Genomic DNA, 17,433 nt, shown 5'->3' with positions numbered 1-17,433 from the left:
TTCGGTCAAAAAAGTGCCTTGATCTTAAAAATAGACCAGGGTGCGCCATGTGAGGACACAGCCATGCATATATTGCTGACCGGCGGTACGGGATTGATAGGTCAACAGCTTTGTCAGCGCTGGTTGGCGCAAGGGCATCGCTTGACGGTCTGGAGTCGGCGCCCTGAACAGGTAGGTAAATTGTGTGGGGTCGGTGTGCAGGGCGTCGCTCGGCTCGAGGCTTTAAGTGAGGATGATCCCATCGATGCGGTGATCAATCTGGCCGGTGCGCCGATAGCGGATCGCCCTTGGAGCACGCGCAGGCGTGCGCTGCTCTGGAGCAGCCGGATCACCCTCACTGAGCAGTTGCTTGCCTGGCTCGAAAGCCGTCAGCAGCGTCCAGAAGTACTGATCTCCGGGTCAGCGGTAGGGTGGTATGGCGACGGTGGTGAGCGTGAGCTGACCGAGGCCTCGCAGCCGGTCAAGGAGGACTTTGCCAGTCAGTTATGCATTGCCTGGGAAGAAACCGCACAGCACGCCCAGGCCTTGGGTATACGAGTGGTGCTGGTGCGTACCGGCCTGGTGCTGTCCAGTGAGGGCGGCTTTTTGTCGCGCCTGCGCCTGCCATTCAAACTGGGTCTGGGCGGGCCGATTGGCGATGGTCGGCAATGGATGCCCTGGGTTCATATAGACGACCAGGTCGCCCTGATTGATTTTCTCTTGCAGCACAAGGACGCCAGCGGTCCTTATAATGCCTGCGCCCCGGAGCCTGTGCGCAACCGCGAGTTTGCCAGGCGCCTGGGCCGCGCCCTGCATCGTCCTGCATTAATGCCGTTGCCGGCATTGGTGTTGAAGGCCGGGTTGGGCGAGCTGTCGACTCTGCTGCTGGGCGGACAGCGGGCACGCCCGGTGCGTTTGCTCGCTGCGGGGTTCACCTTCCGCTTCAACGATTTGCAATCGGCGCTGGATGATTTGTCCAGGCGCCTCTGAAATAGGACGTTGCATGACCGATCACGCTCTGCTGCTGGTCAACCTGGGCTCGCCGGCCTCCACTTCGGTGGCCGATGTGCGCCGCTACCTCAATCAGTTTCTGATGGACCCCTACGTCATCGACCTGCCTTGGCCGGTGCGTCGTTTGCTGGTGTCGCTGATCCTGATCAAGCGTCCTGAGCAGTCAGCCCATGCCTATGCCTCGATCTGGTGGGATGAAGGCTCGCCACTGGTGGTGCTGACCCGTCGTTTGCAGGCCGCAATGAGTGAGCAGTGGCGCCATGGGCCGGTGGAAGTTGCCATGCGTTACGGTGAGCCGTCGTTGCCGACGGTGTTGGCACGGCTGGCTGCGCAGGGTGTGAAAAAGGTAACCCTGGCACCGCTCTACCCACAATTTGCCGACAGTACGGTGACCACTGTAGTCGAGCAGGCCCGGCAAGTGATCGCCGCACAACAGCTGCCACTGCAGATGGCCGTGCTGCAGCCATTCTACGACCGCCCTGAATACATCGATGCATTGGTGGGCAGTGCCCGGCCTTATCTTGAACAAGATTACGACCACCTGCTGATGAGTTTCCATGGCTTGCCCGAGCGCCATTTGAAGAAGCTCGATCCGACGGGCAGTCATGATTTCCAGGCGCAGGATTGCTGTCGGGATTCCTCGCCGCAGATGCTTGCGGTGTGTTATCGCGGGCAATGCTTGCGAACCGCCCAGGCGTTTGCGCGGCAGTTGGGTATCCCCGATGGCAAGTGGTCGGTGTCGTTCCAGTCGCGTCTGGGCCGGGCGAAATGGATTGAGCCCTACACCGAGACGCGTCTGGACGAACTGGCGAAATCCGGGGTGAAGAAGTTGCTGGTCATGTGCCCGGCATTTGTCGCCGACTGCATCGAGACGCTGGAAGAGATCGGTGATCGTGGGCGCGAGCAGTTTGTCGCGGCAGGCGGGGAAGAGTTGGTGTTGGTGCCTTGCTTGAACGATCACCCGCAGTGGGTGCAGGCGTTGAAAGGGATGTGCGAAGAGGCTTGAGGCGTCATCGTGGGGCAAGCCCGCTCCTACTGAAGTGGTAGGAGCGGGCTTGCCCCGCGATGCTGTTCAGATCAAGGCAGTTGATCGTCTAGCGCCTTTTTCTTCCAGCCGTCGTTTCCTGGCAGCAGCAAGTTCAAGGCAATGGCAACCACCGCACACAGGGCGATGCCTTTGAGGCCCCAATCGTCCGGACCGGTACCACTACCGACCAGCACGCCGCCGATACCGAACACCAGCGTCACCGAGACGATCACCAGGTTGCGCGCTTCGCCCAGATCAATCTTGTGGCGGATCATGGTGTTCATGCCCACCGCGGCAATCGAACCGAACAGCAAGCAGAGAATCCCGCCCATCACCGGTACGGGAATGCTCTGCAGCAAGGCGCCGAACTTGCCGATGAATGCCAGGGTAATGGCGAAAATCGCCGCCCAGGTCATGATCTTCGGGTTGTAGTTCTTGGTCAGCATCACCGCGCCGGTGACCTCGGCGTAGGTGGTATTGGGTGGACCACCGAACAGGCCGGCAGTGGTGGTGGCGATGCCGTCACCAAGCAGAGTGCGGTGCAGACCAGGCTTTTTCAGGTAGTCCCGGCCGGTCACGCTACCCACCGCGATCACCCCGCCGATATGCTCGATAGCTGGCGCCAGGGCAACCGGCACGATGAACAGGATCGCCTGCCAGTTGAACGCCGGTGCAGTGAAGTGTGGCAGCGCCAGCCAGGGCGCAGCGGCAATCTTGGCGGTATCCACCACACCGAAATAGAACGACAGAGCAAAGCCCACCAGCACACCCGCGATGATCGGCACCAGGCGGAAGATACCCTTGCCGAACACGGCGACGATCAGGGTAGTCAGCAGCGCTGGCATCGAGATCATCATCGCTGTGCCATAGGGCAGCAGCTCGGTGCCGTCACCGGCCTTGCCCATCGCCATGTTGGCGGCAATCGGTGCCATGGCCAGGCCGATCGAGATGATCACCGGACCGATCACCACGGGCGGCAGCAGACGGTCGATGAAACCGGTGCCTTTGATTTTCACCGCCAGGCCGAGGAAGGTGTAGACGAAACCGGCCGCCATCACACCGCCCATGGTCTCGGCCAGACCGAACTGGCCTTTGGCGAGAATGATCGGGGTGATGAAGGCGAAACTCGAAGCGAGGAATACCGGTACCTGACGGCCGGTGACTACCTGAAACAGCAGAGTTCCCAAACCTGCGGTGAACAACGCGACATTCGGGTCGAGGCCGGTGATCAGCGGCATCAGCACCAGCGCGCCGAAGGCTACAAAGAGCATCTGCGCGCCGGAGACGACCTGGCGCCAGAGCGGGTCGTTGAACTCATCCTGCATGTTCAGGCGTCCTTCTGCTTGGTACCGAAGATCTTGTCGCCGGCATCGCCCAGGCCCGGAATGATGTAGCCGTGCTCGTTCAGGCGCTCGTCGATCGAGGCGGTGTAGATCTGTACATCCGGGTGCGCTTTCTCGACCACAGCAATACCTTCCGGTGCGGCCACCAGGACCATCGCGCGGATGTCTTTGCAGCCGGCTTTTTTCAGCAGGTCAATGGTGGCGACCATCGAGCCACCGGTGGCCAGCATCGGGTCGATGATCAGCGCCAGGCGCTCGTCGATTTCCGGGGCGAGTTTTTCCAGATAAGTATGCGCTTCGAGGGTTTCCTCGTTACGGGCAACGCCCACGGCGCTGACCTTGGCGCCTGGAATCAGGCTGAGCACGCCGTCGAGCATGCCGATACCGGCGCGCAGGATCGGTACTACAGTAATCTTCTTACCAGCGATTTTCTCGACCTGGACCTTGCCGCACCAGCCATCGATCTCGTAGGTTTCGAGTGGCAGGTCTTTGGTGGCCTCGTAGGTCAGGAGCGTGCCGACTTCCTGAGCGAGTTCGCGGAAGTTCTTGGTGCTGATATCAGCACGGCGCATCAGGCCGAGCTTGTGACGGATCAGCGGATGGCGGATCTCACGGGTAGGCATAGGGAAAGCTCCGGGGGCGGGCAAAAAAACCGCGGTAGATTAATCTATTCAGCCGTGTGTGTCCTATAGGCATTCTGGACGTTAGTCCATAAACGCTTGATCTGGCGCCCTCGGATGCGTACCTTTGCCCGCTTTTCTCAATTGCAGCCCCTGGAGAGCGCCATGTCCGCTGATCTCGAGCATATCCGTCAAGTCATGCGAGAGGCTGACTGCCTGTACAACGAAGCAGAAGTTGAGGCTGCCATTGCCCGCGTTGGCGCGCAAATCAGCGAAGTGCTGGCCGAGAGCAACCCGGTGGTGTTCTGCGTGATGAACGGTGGTCTGATTTTCGCCGGCAAGCTGTTGACTCACCTGCAGTTCCCGCTTGAGTCGTCTTACCTGCATGCGACCCGCTACCGTAATCAGACCAGCGGTGGTGATCTGTTCTGGAAAGCCAAGCCCGAAGTCTCGTTCATCGACCGTGATGTGCTGATCATCGACGACATCCTTGATGAAGGTCACACTCTCAGCGCCATCATCGACTTCTGCAAACATGCCGGTGCCCGCGCCGTGCACACCGCCGTACTGATCGATAAGGATCACGACCGCAAGGCCAGTGCCGAGCTGAAGGCTGACTTCTGTGGCCTGAGCTGCGTTGACCGTTATGTGTTCGGTTACGGCATGGACTACAAGGGTTACTGGCGCAACGCCAACGGCATTTACGCTGTTAAAGGGCTCTGAATCTCATGCGCCAGCCCGGATTTCTCGACCAGGCGTTGTTTGCCGATCTGGCTGCCAAAGCAGCGGCTAGTCCGCGCAGTCGCCAGCATCACAATTTTCATGAAATGGAAGAGCCTTGCCACCGCATGGCGGTTGGTCTGCAGCCTGCTACCTATATACCGCCACACCGGCATCTGTCGGCCGACAAGGCCGAATGCTTGATCGTCCTGCGTGGCAAGCTTGGCCTGTTGATCTTTGATGAGCAGGGTGCGGTGGTCGACAAGCGGGTGATGCAGGCCGGTGGTGATTGTCTGGGTGTTGATCTGGCGCCAGGGACCTTTCACGGCCTGGTGGTGCTGGAAGCAGACAGCATGATGTTCGAGTGCAAATCCGGGCCTTATCGCCCGGTGGGCGAAGGGGAGCTGGCTAGCTGGGCGCCACGCGAAGGTGAGCCGGGTGTTGCCGACTATCAGGCCTGGATGCGTGCGCACTTCGACTGACGTGCTAGAGTGCCAGGCCGTACCAAGGAGCCTGTCATGCGTGCGATTGTCCTCTTTTTTCTGCTGTTGAGCATGCCGCTGGCTGCTGCACCCTTGCACAGCCAGTTTCTGCCACCAGATGACCAATCCCTGCGTCAGGAAGCCCCTGAAACCCAGCAACTGCTGCAAGTCACCAGCTATTCCGTGGTGGTGGGCAATCAGCGTCAGTCCAACCAGCAACCGATTCCTGTGACCTCGCCGTTGACCCTGCGCCTGAAGGGCAAGCCATTGAGCAAAGGTACAGCCGCGAGTCAGGTGCTGATCAGCTTCGACGGTGAAAGTAAAAGTCTGAAAAAACCGGTGTATGACGACAAAAGCAAAACCCTTAATCTCAATTATCCGCTCAGCCAGTACCACGTGATCCTCGATCTGCTGCGCAACGACACCGTCTACGTGCAGTTCCTCAGCTATGCCAACGGCCATGTCTGGGCCGATCTGCATACCGGCACCATACGCGCGCGTTGAGTGCCGGTGCCGGGCAGGGGTAAACTGCCGGCCCGTGAAAATGTCCGTGATGGTTCAGTTGGAGTCGGCAATGCGTAAAGACAAGAAGCAAGTGATTGGGGATGAGATCAGTGACGAGTACGTCAAATCCTTCCTGCAGTTCGAACCGGCGGATGCCACTTCACCTTCGCTGCACAAACTGATCAAGGCCTATCGCGGCCTGCGCATCGATGACTTCGAGCGCTTTGTCGGTTTCTTTGTCGAGGCCGGCCTGGACCTGGACGGTAAAGACGAGCACGGCAAAACCTTCGTCGATCAGATCCGCGACCAGCGCAACGCCGCCGAGTACATCGCGATCATCGACAAGGCCCGCAGCTGATTATCTTGCGCGAATAAAAAAACGCCCCGAAGGGCGTTTTTTTATTCCGGTGCGTTACGCGTAGTGCTGCGCCGGGCTGTTTTCGACCAGGCCCAGGACTTCGTCGTTGTGCGCGCTGATCTTGTGATACAGCGCAGCGTCAGCGGCCAGGACCTTTTCCCGGGCCGGGAAAATTTCCTTGAGCTTGGCTGCCCAGGCGCCTTTGGTTTGTTCGGGGAAGCAGCGTTCGATCAGCTCAAGCATGATCGATACTGTCACCGAAGCGCCCGGGGAGGCGCCCAGCAGGGCGGCCAGGGTGCCGTCTTTGGCCGCTACCAGTTCGGTACCGAACTGCAGGATGCCGCCTTTTTTCGGGTCTTTCTTGATGATCTGCACGCGCTGGCCGGCCACTTCCAGGCGCCAGTCCTCGGCTTTCGCCTCGGGGTAGAAGCGACGCAGCGAGTCCAGACGCTGCTCCATTGACTGCATCACTTCGCTGACCAGGTACTTGGTCAGGTCCATGTTGTCGCGGGCCACCGCGAGCATCGGGCCGATGTTGCCCATGCGTACCGACAGCGGCAGGTCGAGGAACGAGCCGTGCTTGAGGAACTTGGTGGTAAAGCCGGCATACGGGCCGAACAGCAGCGAGGTCTTGCCGTCGACGACGCGGGTATCCAGGTGCGGCACCGACATCGGTGGCGAACCGACTGCGGCCTGGCTGTAAACCTTGGCCTGGTGCTTCTTGACCACTTCCGGGTTGTCGCAGCGCAGCCATTGGCCACTGACCGGGAAGCCGCCAAAGCCCTTGCTCTCTTCGATGCCCGACTGCTGCAGCAGCGGCAAGGCCGCGCCACCGGCGCCGAGGAAGACGAAGCGGGCGTCGACTTCACGGCTGCTGCCGCTGTTGACGTCCTTGATGCTGACGGTCCAGCCGCTGCCGTTACGGCGCAGGCCAGTGACCCGCTTGCAGTACTTGACCTGGGCATCCGGCGCGCTGGCCAGGTGCTTGAGCAGTTTGTTGGTCAGGGCGCCGAAGTTGACGTCGGTGCCTTTCATGACGCGAGTGGCGGCGATTTTCTGGTCGGCAGGGCGACCCGGCATCATCAGCGGCATCCACTCGTTCATCAGCGCTTTGTCTTCGGTGTATTCCATTTCGCTGAAGGCGTGGTGCTGCTTGAGCAGCTCAAAGCGCTGCTTCAGGAAGCTGATGCCTTTTTCGCCTTCGACGTAGCTCAGGTGCGGCACAGGGTTGATGAACGCCCGTGGCGAGCTGAACGCGCCTTTCTTGCTCAGGTAGGCCCAGAACTGGCGGGACACCTCGAACTGGGTGTTGATGTGCACCGCTTTCTTGATGTCGATGCTACCGTCGGCAGCTTGCGGCGTGTAGTTCAGTTCACACAGTCCGGCATGGCCGGTCCCGGCGTTGTTCCACGGGTTGGAACTTTCCGCGGCACCCGAATCCATCAACTCGACGACTTCCAGCTTGATCGCCGGGTCGAGTTCCTTGAGCAGTACGGCCAGGGTGGCACTCATGATGCCTGCCCCTACCAGTACTACATCGACTGCTTCGTTCTGCGCCATTTAACGCGTCTCCAAAATCTACAGCACCAAATTGACAGCATAGGATCTCTGGCTTGGCCAGGATCGCCATGTCCGATTCTTCGCAGTTTTTGCAACTTCAGCGGACACCGCCAAACGGGCTTTGCGTTGCCTATGAACGCATTTTAAGGCCGATGCGGCAATTCGACTTATGGTCAAGGTGTCCGTCGTGCGTTATGGACCGGCCTCAGGCACTCATCCTGGATGAGCACTGTTGCCAGCTGTTCAGGGCTGTTCGGGACACTTTAGGTGCTTTTGCACATGCCAGACTGTTCATTGCTCGCCACACTCTCGTGAAGTTGTGAAAACCCGTTTTTTCACGCTCTTTTGGAGTCGTGAACCTCAAAATGGTCTGCGCGATGGCAGACCCGGCAGGTTCAGGCAGAGCAGAGGGCCGAATATTGCAGGCACACTGGCTGGTGCAAGACCTGTGTGGAAGGCTCTCTGTGGGCGGTGCGGAGGATGCCGATGGTGAACATTGGCGGTGCTACGAGGCCCGATCAGGAGACGTCCTTATAATCGGGGGGAGATTATAGCGATGTCTCGGGCAGAAATGATCTTTATTAGCGACTTTTATTGATGCACGGTTCAGGCAGCGAGGCTGCGCTGTACCCAGTTACCGCGTGCACGCGCGCAAACCCGGGCGCTGGCGGGCAGGGGGCGGTTGAGCCAGCTGAGGCGTATTTCGTCGATTTCCACCCAGTCGTCCGCATCAGGCCGGGTTGCGCACTGTTTGAAGGCCAGGCAAAGCCCCTGGGCGTCGAGTCGTGCGAAGTTGCGCATTGGCCGGCGGTTGAGCAGTGAAGGCCAGAACCAGGACATAGCGGTCTACCTCTTTGAATGTTCTGGGCACCAGCATAGCCACCAGGTGATTAAACGATTGTGACAACGAACCGGCGGCGCTTGCGCCTGTCTTATTCGCTAATGGCACGGCGATGGCTGGGCCGCGTCGTGCTGGTTATACTGGCGGCCTTTGCTGCCTATTCTGGAGAGATGAGCATGTTGCAACGTTTGTTGTTCGGTTTGATCGCGGTGACCAGTCTGACCCTGGCCGGTTGTGCCCACAGCCCGCAACAACTCAGCCCGCAACCCAAACTCACCGCCCAGCTCGCCCCGGTCGGCCATGGCCAGCCGGTGGTGGTCAAGGTGGTCGATGGCCGTGCTTCGCAAACCCTGGGCACCCGCGGTGGCCTGTACCCTGAAACCAGCGCCATCACCGTGACGGGCAACGATATCCTGCCGAAACTGCAAGCCCAGGCCGAAGCCGCTGTGCGCCTGCTGGGTTTCACACCGACGCCAAACGCCTATAACGCACCGCAGCTGACCGTGACCCTGGCCGAGCTGAAGTACCAGTCGCCCAAAGAAGGCATGTACGTGACTGAAGCCACCATTGGTGCGACCTTCAAAGCTGACGTGTCCAATGCCAATCGTCGCTACAGCGGCCGTTATGGTGCTTCCCTGGACCAGCGCTTCGGCATGGCGCCGAACCAGGAAACCAACACCAAGCTGGTGAGCGATGTTCTAAGCGACGCCCTGACCCGTCTGTTCAAGGACCAGGCCATCGGCCAGATCCTGGGCGAGTAAGCTGGGCAGCTTGAACACCCGCAAAAGCCCGATGGCTGTAGTGCCGCCATCGGGTTTTTTTGTACCTGGCTTCAGGCCGCTTCGACGTAGAGGTCCAGCACGCTGATGCCGGTCTGGCCATCGACCTCGGGCAGGTCGTCGTGGGCATGGCCGCCCAAGGCGCAGTACACCAGCCACTGACGGTCCTGAACGTTGAAGGCCAGGCCATCGATCAAGGCCTGCTGCTCGTCGCTCTGGGCGATCAGGTAGAGGCGGTCCTGGTTTTCGGCGTGCAGCATGACAAGCTCCGGTTCGTTGCGAAGGCCGCTAGGGTGGCGTGTGTTGATGACGAACGTATGACGGCGGAAATTAATCGTCGTTTGTCGCAAAGGGCAGGAATACGCGCGGCGCTTGGGTAGAATGCGCGCCGTATCGAGTGTTTCGATGTACTTCTTTTGAGGTTCTGCGATGTCGTTGCAAGTGATCTGGGGGCTGTTTGCCGCCCACCCGGCCAAGCTGATCAACCTGCTGGCCCTGGTGTTGACCTGCCCTGGCGGGCTGTTGCTGCACAGCGCCCGGCGCCGTGCCGCGCAAACTCTGGCCGGTATGGCCGCCGATGAAGCGGTGGTCGATGGCATGAACATGCGCATCAACCGCTTCTATTACATTCTCGGCTTTGCCTTCCTGGCGTTGGCCTTGCTGCTGTCCTGGTTCAGTACCTGGATCTGAACCCTAATCGCGGGGCAAGTCGAGTCGTCGCACCGCCGCTCCCACAGTGGGAGCGAGCTTGCCCCGCGATGATCAAAGCCCCAACCCAGCTTTAACCCGATACTGGTTACGCACCGGCGTCGCATACTGCTGCACCAGGTACGGCTGCTGCTCGACCGGGCAGGCATCCAGACGGCGCTGCCATTCGGCCTGGGCGCGGGCCAGTTCGTCGGCCGGGAACAGCTTGGCCGCCGTCGGCACCTGCAGGGCAGGATCGGCCTCAGCCCATTGCGCATAGGCCAGGTAATGCACCGGGAACAACCGGTAGCCGCCGAGAATCTGCCGATCGATTTCCACCGCCAGTTGCTTGGTGTCCTCGAAGAATTCTGTCACCGGCGGGGCGAAGTTGATGTGCACCCGTCCCTTGTAGCCGGTGATGCCCTGGGCAATGCTCAGGTCATCTTCACCTGGCGCCTTGGTGTAGCTACCAGTGGTGGCGCGGATGTACAGCTCGCGGGCCTTGGCCTGATCGCACGGGTCGTATTCATAGCTGATCGACACCGGGCTCAGGTTCAGCGACTGGATCACCGCCCCGAACGGCTCTTCCTTGCGGCTCATGTGGAACATTTTCAGGATTGCCGAATCGGTGCGATCGTCACCATCCTTGGCCCGGCCTTCAGCCTGGGCAATCCAGATCGACGAACCGTCGTTGCGGATCGAATGGTTGATGTAGGCCGAGAGCAGTTGGTAGGCCGCCAGTTTTTCCCGGCGCCCGCTGATCGAGCGGTGGACGATGAAGCTTTTGTTCAGGCGCATCATGTCGCTGACAAACGGCTTTTGCAGCAGGTTGTCGCCAATGGCGATCCGCGGCGTCGGCAGGCCGGCGTGGTACACCGCGTAATTGACGAACGCAGGGTCCATGACGATGTCACGGTGGTTGGCCAGGAACAGGTAAGCGGTGCCGGACTTGAGCAGCTCGACGCCGGTGTAGGTCACGCCGTCGGTGGCCCGCTCGATGGTATGGTCGACGTAATACTCGACTTTGTCCTGTAGGGTCGAAACGCAACTGACACCGGCAAACTCTTTGCGCAGACGCCGGGCGATCAGCGGCTTGAGCAGCCAGCCGAAAGCTCCGGCCATGCGCGGGAAGCGGAAGTGGGTGAGGATATCGAGGAATGCCGGGTCGCTGAGCAGGCGTGCCAGAACGGCAGGGACCTCAGCGTCGTCGTACGGTCGGATGGCATCGAATTCGCCCATCATGCTCTCTTGTTGGAAACGGCTAGGGTAAAAGGTAGGGCCGGGGTTCGAAAAACGGCTCGAACACGCGCAGGTCCTGTAAATAGACCGGCAATTATACGCACAAGTCACTCGGGAGGCCGCGATGCTGGAAACTGCAACCTACGATTGCCCCTATTGTGGTGAAGAAGTTGAAACGACAGTGGACCTGTCTGGTGGTGATCAGGAATACATCGAGGACTGCCAGGTCTGCTGCAAGCCGATCAGATTCGTGCTTCAGGTGCATGGTGAGGAATGGATGCTGGACGTTTACGGTGAGAATGACTGATGCAGCGAATCTATGATCCGGAAAACCTGCTGGAAGCTGAAATGCTCATCGGCATGCTCACCAGTGAAGGTATCCAGGTACACCTGGTGGGCCGTGACTTGATGGGCGCCATCGGCGACCTGCCGGTGCACGGTCTGCTGGGTCTGGCGGTCGCCGATGAACAGGCCGAATGCGCACGCCAGTTGATCGCTGCGTACAATACTGCCCAGCCACTTGCGGGCGACGAACCGGAGAACATTCCCGGAACCCTGATTTGCTAGGTTTTTGCCCTCATGTGTGGACGTTATGCGCTGTTTCGCTGGTCTCCCGCTTTTGCTGCGTTGCCGGGATTTCCCAGTGACCAGCAGGCGCAATGGAATATCTCCCCTGGCGCCTCGGTGCTGATCCAGCGCCGCCTCGAAGATGGCCAGCTGGAGCTGGCGCGGGCGCGCTGGGGGCTGACCCCGGCCTGGCTCACCGACCTGTCACGCACACCGGCCCATGCCCGGGCCGAGACCCTGGCCGAGCAACCGATGTTTCGCGAGCCGTTTCGCCTGCGCCGCTGCCTGATGCCGGCCAACGGCTTTTATGAATGGCGCGGCACCCAGCGTAAACGCCCCTACTGGCTGACGCCGGGGGAGGGCTCTTCGCTGTTCTTTGCGGCTATCTGGGAGGCGTATCCGGTGCAGGATCAGGTCTGGTTGAGCACCGCAGTGGTGACTCAGGCGGCAGTGAATCAACGGCGGCCGCTGATGCTCGATGCGTCGGGGCAGGCGGCCTGGCTCGATCCCGAAACGCCTGTGGCGCGGCTGTATGAGCTGTTGGCCAGCAGTCAGGCGCCGTTGCGCGAGCGGGTGCTGGCCAATTTTGTCAATGATCCCAAGCTCAATGGGCCGGAGTGTTTGACGCCGGCTTAAAAGCATCGCGGGGCAAGTCGGATCGCCGCACCGCCGTTCCGACTTGCCCCGCGATTGCATTACACCCGGAACTGATTGATCAACCGCCGCTGCTGCTCGGCCAGCTTGGTCAGCTCGGCACTGGCGTTACTCGACTCATCCGCCCCGCCCGCCACTTCATTAGCCACCTGACCAATGTTGATCACATTGCGGTTGATATCCTCAGCCACTGCGCTCTGCTCTTCCGCAGCGCTGGCGATCTGGGTGTTCATGTCATTGATCACCGACACCGCCTGAGTGATGCTTTCCAACGCCTCGGCAGCACGCGCGGCCTGTTGCACGCTGTCATCAGTCTTGCCCTGACTGTTCTCCATGACCCGCACCACATCGCGGGTACCTTGCTGCAGTTGCTGAATCATCTGCTGGATTTCTGCAGTGGCCTGCTGGGTCTTCTGCGCCAGATTGCGCACCTCGTCAGCAACCACGGCAAACCCGCGACCCTGTTCGCCAGCGCGTGCCGCCTCGATGGCCGCATTGAGTGCCAGCAGGTTGGTCTGCTCGGCAATGGCGCGGATCGCGGTGAGGATCGCGTTGATGTTCTCGCTGTCGCGGGCCAGGGTCTGTACCACGCCAACTGCCCGGCCAATCTCTTCGGCCAGGGCGCTGATCGAGTCTGAAGTGTTACGCACGATCTGCAGGCCCTGATGGGCCGCCTGATCGGCGTTACTGGCCGCCTGGGCGGCATGGGTGGCATTACGCGCCACATCCTGGGCGGTAGCCGTCATTTCATGCACCGCGGTGGCCACCAGGTCGATCTCGGCCATTTGCTTGTGTACGCCCTGGTTGGTGCGGATCGCTATGTCGGCAGTGTGTTCCGAGGAATCGCTGACCTTCTGCACCGAGGCCACGACCTGGCTGATCATCGCCTGCAGCTTGGCCAGGAAAGTATTGAAGCCCTTGGCGATCGAACCCAGTTCATCGGCGCGGTCACTGCTCAGGCGGCGGGTCAGGTCGCCTTCGCCCTGGGCAATGTCGTCGAGCATGGTCACCATCTGGCGCAACGGACGGGCGATGCCGTGAGCCAGCAGCCAAATGACCAGCAAGCCGAGGGCGGCGATGCCCAGGCCCATCAGGGTCATGCCGGTGAGATCGGTGCTGCGTTGGGCGCTGAGTTCGTCCTGAAGCTTGTTCACGTCAGCCATTACCGCGCTCAGTGGCAACTCCAGCAAAAGCGTCCAGCGCGCGTCGGTATTGCCGATCTTGAACGGCAGGTACAACTCGATGCGCCCGGCCTTTTGATTGACCTCGTAGCGCAGGTTTTCACCGCCAAGCTGGCTCAGCGTAGTGGCGACACTGGCGTCGAGGACGTCACTGGCTTTCTCGCCGAACTTGCTTGGGTCTTTGGTAAACGCCACCAGGCGTCCGTTGGCGGAGAGCAGTGCCAGTTCGCCAGCACCGTTATAGAGCTGTTTATCAGCGGTGTTGAGCAGCTCCTGGATGAAGTTCACCGACAGGTCGGCACCGGCAATTCCCTGAAACTGGCCATCAATCAGGATCGGTTCGACGAAAGAGGCGAGCATGACCATCTTGTCGCCCACCTTGTAAGGCGCCGGGTCGATCACGCAGGCTTTTTTCGAGTCTCGCGAGCACAGGTAGTACTCACTGGCACGTACACCGGTGGCGAGGATGGTCTGATCATTGACGTCGGCCAGTTTGTCCAGGCCGAGGCTGCCGTCATCATTACGGAACCACCAGGGCAGAAAGCGCCCGTTGGCACTGTCGATACCAGTGATGGCGGTACCGACGAAGCGGCTGTCAGCTTGGTCCAGGGCGTTGGCTTCCCAGCCCAGGTAAGTTCCCAGGATCAACGGGTTGGTCACAGCTGTCTGTTTGAGCAGGGCGATCAATTGTTCGCGCTCGATCTTGAGCAGCGGGTTGCCATTGGCATCTTTCATACCCAGCATGGCGTTGCTGGTGGCCAGCCCGCGGGCGATCAACAGCGGCGCTTCCAGGCCGCGCTGGATTTCGCTGACTTGTGTGCGGGCCAGGGCGCTCAGGCGTTGTTCGATCACTGCCTCGAACTGCTGCTGGGTGCGGGTCTGCACCAGCTCTTGGGTACGCTGGCCGCTGTACACGGCGTAAAGCACCAGGGCGGCAACTATGCTTAAGACAATAGCGCCGGCCAGGGCCGCGACAGAAAACTGGATCGACCTGAACTTCATGAAAGGCTCCAAGCACAAGAAATTTCGTCTGCCTTGCGTTATCGGCGTTTGCCGGTCAAAGCATGAGTGCCGTCTGGAGAATTCTTTGTGCAGGGTGTGGCGGGCTCAATCGAGTCGGCCTAGGATACGCGGCATGTTCGAATGGAGTGTTTTCATGCGTAAGTCATTAGTTATCGGTGCCCTGAGTGCCAGCGTACTGCTTTGCGGATGCCAGGCAGTGAGCACCACCAGCGGCGGCGCCGTGGGGGTCGAGCGTAAGCAGTATATGTTCAGCATGCTGTCGACCGACGAGGTCAACCAGATGTATGCCCAGTCCTATCAGCAGACCCTGGGCGAAGCGTCGAGCAAAGGTGTGCTCGACAAGACCAGTGCCCAGGCCAAGCGTGTCCAGGTGATTGCCGACCGCCTGATTGCCCAGGCACCGAAGTTCCGTCCGGATGCGGCGCAGTGGAATTGGGAAGTCAACCTGATCAAGAGTGACGAGCTCAATGCCAACTGCGGTCCTGGCGGCAAGATCTTTTTCTATACCGGGTTGATCGACAAGCTGAAGCTGAGCGATGACGAGATCGCCGCAGTGATGGGCCATGAAATTGCCCACGCCTTACGTGAGCATGGCCGTGAAGCCATGTCCAAGGCCTATGGTGTGCAGATGGCGCGTCAGGGCGCGGGCGCCTTGCTCGGTCTTGGCCAGGACAGCCTGGCGATTGCCGACACCGTGGTGCAGTACAGCATGACCTTGCCTAACAGCCGCGCCAACGAGAATGAGGCCGACCTGATCGGCCTGGAGCTGGCCGCTCGTGCCGGTTACAACCCCAATGCCGCGATCACCCTGTGGGACAAGATGAGCCAGGCATCGGGTGGTTCGCAGCCGGAGTTCATGAGTACCCACCCGGCCTCGGCCAGCCGTCAGGCTTCGTTGCAGGCGGCGATTCCGAAGGTGATGCCGTTGTACGAGCAGGCCAAGAAGTAACCTGGGGGGGGCCGCTTTGCGGCCCATCGCCGGCAACGCCGGCTCCTACAGGTGCTCTCAGCCTATCCAGCCACTGACCTGCATCGCCGAATACACCGCCACGGCGGCCAGTACGAAGAACGCCGCCGAAGCCAGGCGACGGATCAGGGTCAAGGGCAGTTTCTCGGCGGCGAAGTTGCCCGCCAACACCACTGGCACGTTGGCAATCAGCATGCCCAGAGTGGTGCCGATGATCACCATGATCAGGTGCGGATACTGGGCTGCCAGCATCACCGTGGCGACCTGAGTCTTGTCGCCGATTTCCGCGATGAAGAAGGCTATCAGGGTGGTCAGGAACGGTCCGAAGCGCCGCGCTGTGCTGGCCTCGTCGTCATCCATCTTGTCCGGAATCAGCGTCCACAAGGCGGTGGCGGCGAAGCTCGCAGCGAGGATCCAGTGCAGGCTGGCGGCGGAGAAGAAGGTGCTGACCCAGGCACCGACAGCGCCGGCAGCCGCATGGTTGGCCAGGGTCGCGGCGATGATGCCGGCGATGATCGGCCAGGGTTTGCGAAAGCGGGCAGCGAGGATTAGCGCGAGCAATTGGGTTTTGTCGCCAATTTCGGCGAGGGCCACGATCGCGGTCGGGACGAGCAATGATTCCAGCATCAGGATTCCTACGGGGGCGGGTCGACACGGCTATGACACGTACAGCCTTCCCGCCCCGGGTAAGGTGTGCGTGTCATAGGTCTTGTCAAACCCTGGGTCCGTCTGTGCGGACCGCGGGTCGCACGCGCCATGGTCTGTTGACCAAGTATGTTGACGCGTACCGGGCGAGCTGGGTGCTCGCGGGAGACTACTCCCCTAGGACGGAGCGGATTCTGCCTAGGCAAATCCGTTTCGGCAAGCGCTGATTTTAACCGCGTGTTGCCTGGTAGATGCGAAAGCCTTGCCCCTCGGCGCGTATCCGGCAATTGCCCAGCGCTTCTTCGATTAGCGGTTGATAGCGCAGGAAGCTGTTAGCTACCAAACGCATTTCTCCGCCTTTTTTCAGATGATCGGCTGATTTTCTCAGCAGATTTTCCGAGGCCTGGTAATTGGTGTGAACGCCGGTGTGGAACGGCGGGTTGCTCAGGATCACATCCAGATCGCGGGGGGCGGCATCGATGCCGTCACCGCAGATCACCTCACCTTCCAGACCATTGGCGGCGAGGGTCAGGCGGCTGCTGGCGACGGCAAAGGCGTCGACGTCAAGCAGGGTGATCCGGCTTTGTGGATAACGGCGCTTGAGCGCCGCACCGAGCACACCGGCGCCACAGCCGAAGTCGAGAACATGGCCGACCGGCAGTTGATCAAGGTTTTCCAGCAGCAGGGCGCTGCCGCGATCCAGCCTGCCATGGCTGAATACGCCAGGCAGGCTGACGATCTTCAGCGCGCCATCAGCCAGCTCCAACTCGAAATGCTCTGCCACGCTCTCCAGCGACTTGGCTTCAGGTGCGTGTTCTACGGTGACCTGCCACAGCTGGCAGTGGCGGGCGCTGTCGAGCTTGCGCGGTTTGCCAAAGGCATGTAGCTGTTTTGCCGCGCCTTCGATGCCGCCGCGCTTTTCGCCGACCAGATACAGCTCGCGTCCAGCCAGGCGCGAGGCCAGGGCATTGAGCAGGTAGTTGGCCAGTTCGCGGGACTTGGGCAGGAACAGTACGGCAGCGTCGAAAGCCTGGGCAGGCGCCTCTACGCCGAAATGGCTGCGACCGGCAAAGCGGGCATCGATAGCGCTCTGATCGCCGGCATGCCAGCTCCAGCCGTGGGCTGCCGGCAGCTTGCCGAGCAGGTCGTCGGCGGGCAAACCTGCGAGCAACAGCGAGCCCTGGAAAAGCTCGGCCTGACGAAGCAACACTTCACTGCGCGGGTCCATGGATGGAGGCTCCTGAAA

21 protein-coding genes, 1 pseudogene and 1 riboswitch are annotated in these 17,433 nt (G+C 60.6%); of the genes and pseudogenes, 12 read left to right on the top strand and 10 right to left on the bottom strand.

Going from position 1 to position 17,433, the window contains the following annotated elements; genetic code table 11:
• Positions 1-63 precede the first annotated feature (63 nt).
• Together C6382_RS06625 and hemH are read left to right on the top strand one after the other, a co-directional pair.
• Positions 64-969, top strand: coding sequence for a TIGR01777 family oxidoreductase (locus C6382_RS06625; RefSeq protein WP_107023727.1), 906 nt, complete (start codon positions 64-66; stop codon positions 967-969).
• A 13-nt stretch (positions 970-982) separates the two neighbouring features.
• On the top strand, positions 983-1,996 hold the full coding sequence (gene hemH, locus C6382_RS06620; protein WP_107023726.1) for a ferrochelatase: 1,014 nt from the start codon (positions 983-985) through the stop codon (positions 1,994-1,996).
• Between the two features lie 71 nt (positions 1,997-2,067).
• Here the strand turns inward: hemH and C6382_RS06615 are convergent, their stop codons facing one another.
• On the bottom strand, positions 2,068-3,342 hold the full coding sequence (locus tag C6382_RS06615; protein ID WP_107023725.1) for a uracil-xanthine permease family protein: 1,275 nt from the start codon (positions 3,340-3,342) through the stop codon (positions 2,068-2,070).
• A 2-nt stretch (positions 3,343-3,344) separates the two neighbouring features.
• Positions 3,345-3,983, bottom strand: coding sequence for a uracil phosphoribosyltransferase (gene upp, locus C6382_RS06610; protein ID WP_045188053.1), 639 nt, complete (start codon positions 3,981-3,983; stop codon positions 3,345-3,347).
• A 162-nt stretch (positions 3,984-4,145) separates the two neighbouring features.
• On the opposite strand from upp, the gene C6382_RS06605 reads away from it, so the two are divergent.
• The 4 genes from C6382_RS06605 to C6382_RS06590 all read left to right on the top strand — a co-directional run bounded on the left by C6382_RS06605 (position 4,146) and on the right by C6382_RS06590 (position 6,044).
• A complete protein-coding gene (locus C6382_RS06605; protein WP_107023814.1) occupies positions 4,146-4,703 on the top strand; it encodes a hypoxanthine-guanine phosphoribosyltransferase in 558 nt (185 codons plus the stop codon).
• A 5-nt stretch (positions 4,704-4,708) separates the two neighbouring features.
• Positions 4,709-5,182 carry a WbuC family cupin fold metalloprotein gene (locus tag C6382_RS06600; protein ID WP_107023724.1) on the top strand — a complete coding sequence of 158 codons (474 nt, stop codon included), beginning with the start codon at positions 4,709-4,711 and terminating at the stop codon, positions 5,180-5,182.
• A 36-nt stretch (positions 5,183-5,218) separates the two neighbouring features.
• On the top strand, positions 5,219-5,686 hold the full coding sequence (locus C6382_RS06595) for a hypothetical protein (protein ID WP_107023723.1): 468 nt from the start codon (positions 5,219-5,221) through the stop codon (positions 5,684-5,686).
• 70 nt (positions 5,687-5,756) lie between these two features.
• Positions 5,757-6,044: a PA4642 family protein gene (locus tag C6382_RS06590; protein WP_107023722.1), complete on the top strand. Its 288-nt coding sequence runs from the start codon at positions 5,757-5,759 to the stop codon at positions 6,042-6,044.
• Between the two features lie 54 nt (positions 6,045-6,098).
• Here C6382_RS06590 and mqo read toward each other — a convergent pair whose 3' ends face one another.
• Positions 6,099-7,604, bottom strand: a complete 1,506-nt coding sequence (gene mqo, locus C6382_RS06585) for a malate dehydrogenase (quinone) (protein WP_107023721.1) — start codon at positions 7,602-7,604, stop codon at positions 6,099-6,101.
• 606 nt (positions 7,605-8,210) lie between these two features.
• The gene (locus C6382_RS06580; protein ID WP_107023720.1) at positions 8,211-8,444 is read right to left on the bottom strand and encodes a hypothetical protein; all 234 of its coding nucleotides are present in this window, start codon (positions 8,442-8,444) and stop codon (positions 8,211-8,213) included.
• Positions 8,445-8,621: 177 nt separating this feature from the next.
• Here C6382_RS06580 and C6382_RS06575 point away from each other — a divergent pair, with 177 nt between their 5' ends.
• On the top strand, positions 8,622-9,206 hold the full coding sequence (locus C6382_RS06575) for a YajG family lipoprotein (protein ID WP_038614708.1): 585 nt from the start codon (positions 8,622-8,624) through the stop codon (positions 9,204-9,206).
• 71 nt (positions 9,207-9,277) lie between these two features.
• On the opposite strand, the gene C6382_RS06570 is transcribed toward C6382_RS06575, so the two are convergent.
• Positions 9,278-9,484 (bottom strand): hypothetical protein, encoded by a 207-nt coding sequence (locus tag C6382_RS06570; protein WP_107023719.1) that lies wholly within the window; start codon positions 9,482-9,484, stop codon positions 9,278-9,280.
• Positions 9,485-9,653: 169 nt separating this feature from the next.
• Between C6382_RS06570 and C6382_RS06565 the strand changes: the two genes are divergently transcribed.
• The gene (locus C6382_RS06565) at positions 9,654-9,914 is read left to right on the top strand and encodes a hypothetical protein (RefSeq protein ID WP_107023718.1); all 261 of its coding nucleotides are present in this window, start codon (positions 9,654-9,656) and stop codon (positions 9,912-9,914) included.
• A 72-nt stretch (positions 9,915-9,986) separates the two neighbouring features.
• Here C6382_RS06565 and C6382_RS06560 read toward each other — a convergent pair whose 3' ends face one another.
• Complete coding sequence (locus C6382_RS06560; RefSeq protein ID WP_107023717.1) at positions 9,987-11,150, bottom strand: 1-acyl-sn-glycerol-3-phosphate acyltransferase; 1,164 nt, start codon at positions 11,148-11,150, stop codon at positions 9,987-9,989.
• Between the two features lie 124 nt (positions 11,151-11,274).
• Between C6382_RS06560 and C6382_RS06555 the strand changes: the two genes are divergently transcribed.
• The 3 genes from C6382_RS06555 to C6382_RS06545 are packed head-to-tail and all read left to right on the top strand — an operon-like array spanning position 11,275 to position 12,353.
• Positions 11,275-11,457 carry a CPXCG motif-containing cysteine-rich protein gene (locus C6382_RS06555; protein ID WP_107023716.1) on the top strand — a complete coding sequence of 61 codons (183 nt, stop codon included), beginning with the start codon at positions 11,275-11,277 and terminating at the stop codon, positions 11,455-11,457.
• Entirely contained in the window at positions 11,457-11,717 is a 261-nt protein-coding gene (locus C6382_RS06550) for a putative signal transducing protein (protein ID WP_107023715.1), read from the top strand. Before C6382_RS06555 ends, C6382_RS06550 begins: the two co-directional genes overlap by 1 nt.
• Positions 11,718-11,729: 12 nt before the next feature.
• Positions 11,730-12,353 (top strand): SOS response-associated peptidase, encoded by a 624-nt coding sequence (locus C6382_RS06545; RefSeq protein ID WP_107023714.1) that lies wholly within the window; start codon positions 11,730-11,732, stop codon positions 12,351-12,353.
• Between the two features lie 59 nt (positions 12,354-12,412).
• On the opposite strand, the gene C6382_RS24620 is transcribed toward C6382_RS06545, so the two are convergent.
• Positions 12,413-13,156 carry a methyl-accepting chemotaxis protein gene (locus C6382_RS24620; protein WP_371919577.1) on the bottom strand — a complete coding sequence of 248 codons (744 nt, stop codon included), beginning with the start codon at positions 13,154-13,156 and terminating at the stop codon, positions 12,413-12,415.
• Positions 13,157-13,267: 111 nt separating this feature from the next.
• A pseudogene (locus C6382_RS24615) lies at positions 13,268-13,462 on the bottom strand (HAMP domain-containing protein); the annotation flags it as partial.
• A gap of 1,246 nt (positions 13,463-14,708) precedes the next feature.
• Between C6382_RS24615 and C6382_RS06535 the strand changes: the two are divergent.
• Positions 14,709-15,524 (top strand): M48 family metallopeptidase, encoded by an 816-nt coding sequence (locus tag C6382_RS06535; RefSeq protein WP_107023712.1) that lies wholly within the window; start codon positions 14,709-14,711, stop codon positions 15,522-15,524.
• 57 nt (positions 15,525-15,581) lie between these two features.
• On the opposite strand, the gene C6382_RS06530 is transcribed toward C6382_RS06535, so the two are convergent.
• On the bottom strand, positions 15,582-16,169 hold the full coding sequence (locus tag C6382_RS06530) for a TMEM165/GDT1 family protein (protein WP_107023711.1): 588 nt from the start codon (positions 16,167-16,169) through the stop codon (positions 15,582-15,584).
• 88 nt (positions 16,170-16,257) lie between these two features.
• A riboswitch (yybP-ykoY riboswitch) is annotated at positions 16,258-16,377 on the bottom strand.
• Between the two features lie 39 nt (positions 16,378-16,416).
• Positions 16,417-17,415, bottom strand: coding sequence for a class I SAM-dependent methyltransferase (locus C6382_RS06525; protein ID WP_107023710.1), 999 nt, complete (start codon positions 17,413-17,415; stop codon positions 16,417-16,419).
• Positions 17,416-17,433: the final 18 nt, after the last annotated feature.

Source organism: Pseudomonas sp. BBP2017, assembly GCF_003024385.1.
Classification (GTDB): domain Bacteria; phylum Pseudomonadota; class Gammaproteobacteria; order Pseudomonadales; family Pseudomonadaceae; genus Aquipseudomonas.
This window is presented reverse-complemented; position numbering and strand designations above follow the sequence as displayed.

Excerpts from the sequence above, each read along its gene's own strand:
- C6382_RS06625 (WP_107023727.1), top strand. The coding sequence starts at position 64 with ATGCATATATTGCTGACCGGCGGTACGGGATTGATAGGTCAACAGCTT.
- hemH (WP_107023726.1), top strand. The coding sequence starts at position 983 with ATGACCGATCACGCTCTGCTGCTGGTCAACCTGGGCTCGCCGGCCTCC.
- C6382_RS06615 (WP_107023725.1), bottom strand. The coding sequence starts at position 3,342 with ATGCAGGATGAGTTCAACGACCCGCTCTGGCGCCAGGTCGTCTCCGGC.
- upp (WP_045188053.1), bottom strand. The coding sequence starts at position 3,983 with ATGCCTACCCGTGAGATCCGCCATCCGCTGATCCGTCACAAGCTCGGC.
- C6382_RS06605 (WP_107023814.1), top strand. The coding sequence starts at position 4,146 with ATGTCCGCTGATCTCGAGCATATCCGTCAAGTCATGCGAGAGGCTGAC.
- C6382_RS06600 (WP_107023724.1), top strand. The coding sequence starts at position 4,709 with ATGCGCCAGCCCGGATTTCTCGACCAGGCGTTGTTTGCCGATCTGGCT.
- C6382_RS06595 (WP_107023723.1), top strand. The coding sequence starts at position 5,219 with ATGCGTGCGATTGTCCTCTTTTTTCTGCTGTTGAGCATGCCGCTGGCT.
- C6382_RS06590 (WP_107023722.1), top strand. The coding sequence starts at position 5,757 with ATGCGTAAAGACAAGAAGCAAGTGATTGGGGATGAGATCAGTGACGAG.
- mqo (WP_107023721.1), bottom strand. The coding sequence starts at position 7,604 with ATGGCGCAGAACGAAGCAGTCGATGTAGTACTGGTAGGGGCAGGCATC.
- C6382_RS06580 (WP_107023720.1), bottom strand. The coding sequence starts at position 8,444 with ATGTCCTGGTTCTGGCCTTCACTGCTCAACCGCCGGCCAATGCGCAAC.
- C6382_RS06575 (WP_038614708.1), top strand. The coding sequence starts at position 8,622 with ATGTTGCAACGTTTGTTGTTCGGTTTGATCGCGGTGACCAGTCTGACC.
- C6382_RS06570 (WP_107023719.1), bottom strand. The coding sequence starts at position 9,484 with ATGCTGCACGCCGAAAACCAGGACCGCCTCTACCTGATCGCCCAGAGC.
- C6382_RS06565 (WP_107023718.1), top strand. The coding sequence starts at position 9,654 with ATGTCGTTGCAAGTGATCTGGGGGCTGTTTGCCGCCCACCCGGCCAAG.
- C6382_RS06560 (WP_107023717.1), bottom strand. The coding sequence starts at position 11,150 with ATGGGCGAATTCGATGCCATCCGACCGTACGACGACGCTGAGGTCCCT.
- C6382_RS06555 (WP_107023716.1), top strand. The coding sequence starts at position 11,275 with ATGCTGGAAACTGCAACCTACGATTGCCCCTATTGTGGTGAAGAAGTT.
- C6382_RS06550 (WP_107023715.1), top strand. The coding sequence starts at position 11,457 with ATGCAGCGAATCTATGATCCGGAAAACCTGCTGGAAGCTGAAATGCTC.
- C6382_RS06545 (WP_107023714.1), top strand. The coding sequence starts at position 11,730 with ATGTGTGGACGTTATGCGCTGTTTCGCTGGTCTCCCGCTTTTGCTGCG.
- C6382_RS24620 (WP_371919577.1), bottom strand. The coding sequence starts at position 13,156 with ATGGCCGAGATCGACCTGGTGGCCACCGCGGTGCATGAAATGACGGCT.
- C6382_RS06535 (WP_107023712.1), top strand. The coding sequence starts at position 14,709 with ATGCGTAAGTCATTAGTTATCGGTGCCCTGAGTGCCAGCGTACTGCTT.
- C6382_RS06530 (WP_107023711.1), bottom strand. The coding sequence starts at position 16,169 with ATGCTGGAATCATTGCTCGTCCCGACCGCGATCGTGGCCCTCGCCGAA.
- C6382_RS06525 (WP_107023710.1), bottom strand. The coding sequence starts at position 17,415 with ATGGACCCGCGCAGTGAAGTGTTGCTTCGTCAGGCCGAGCTTTTCCAG.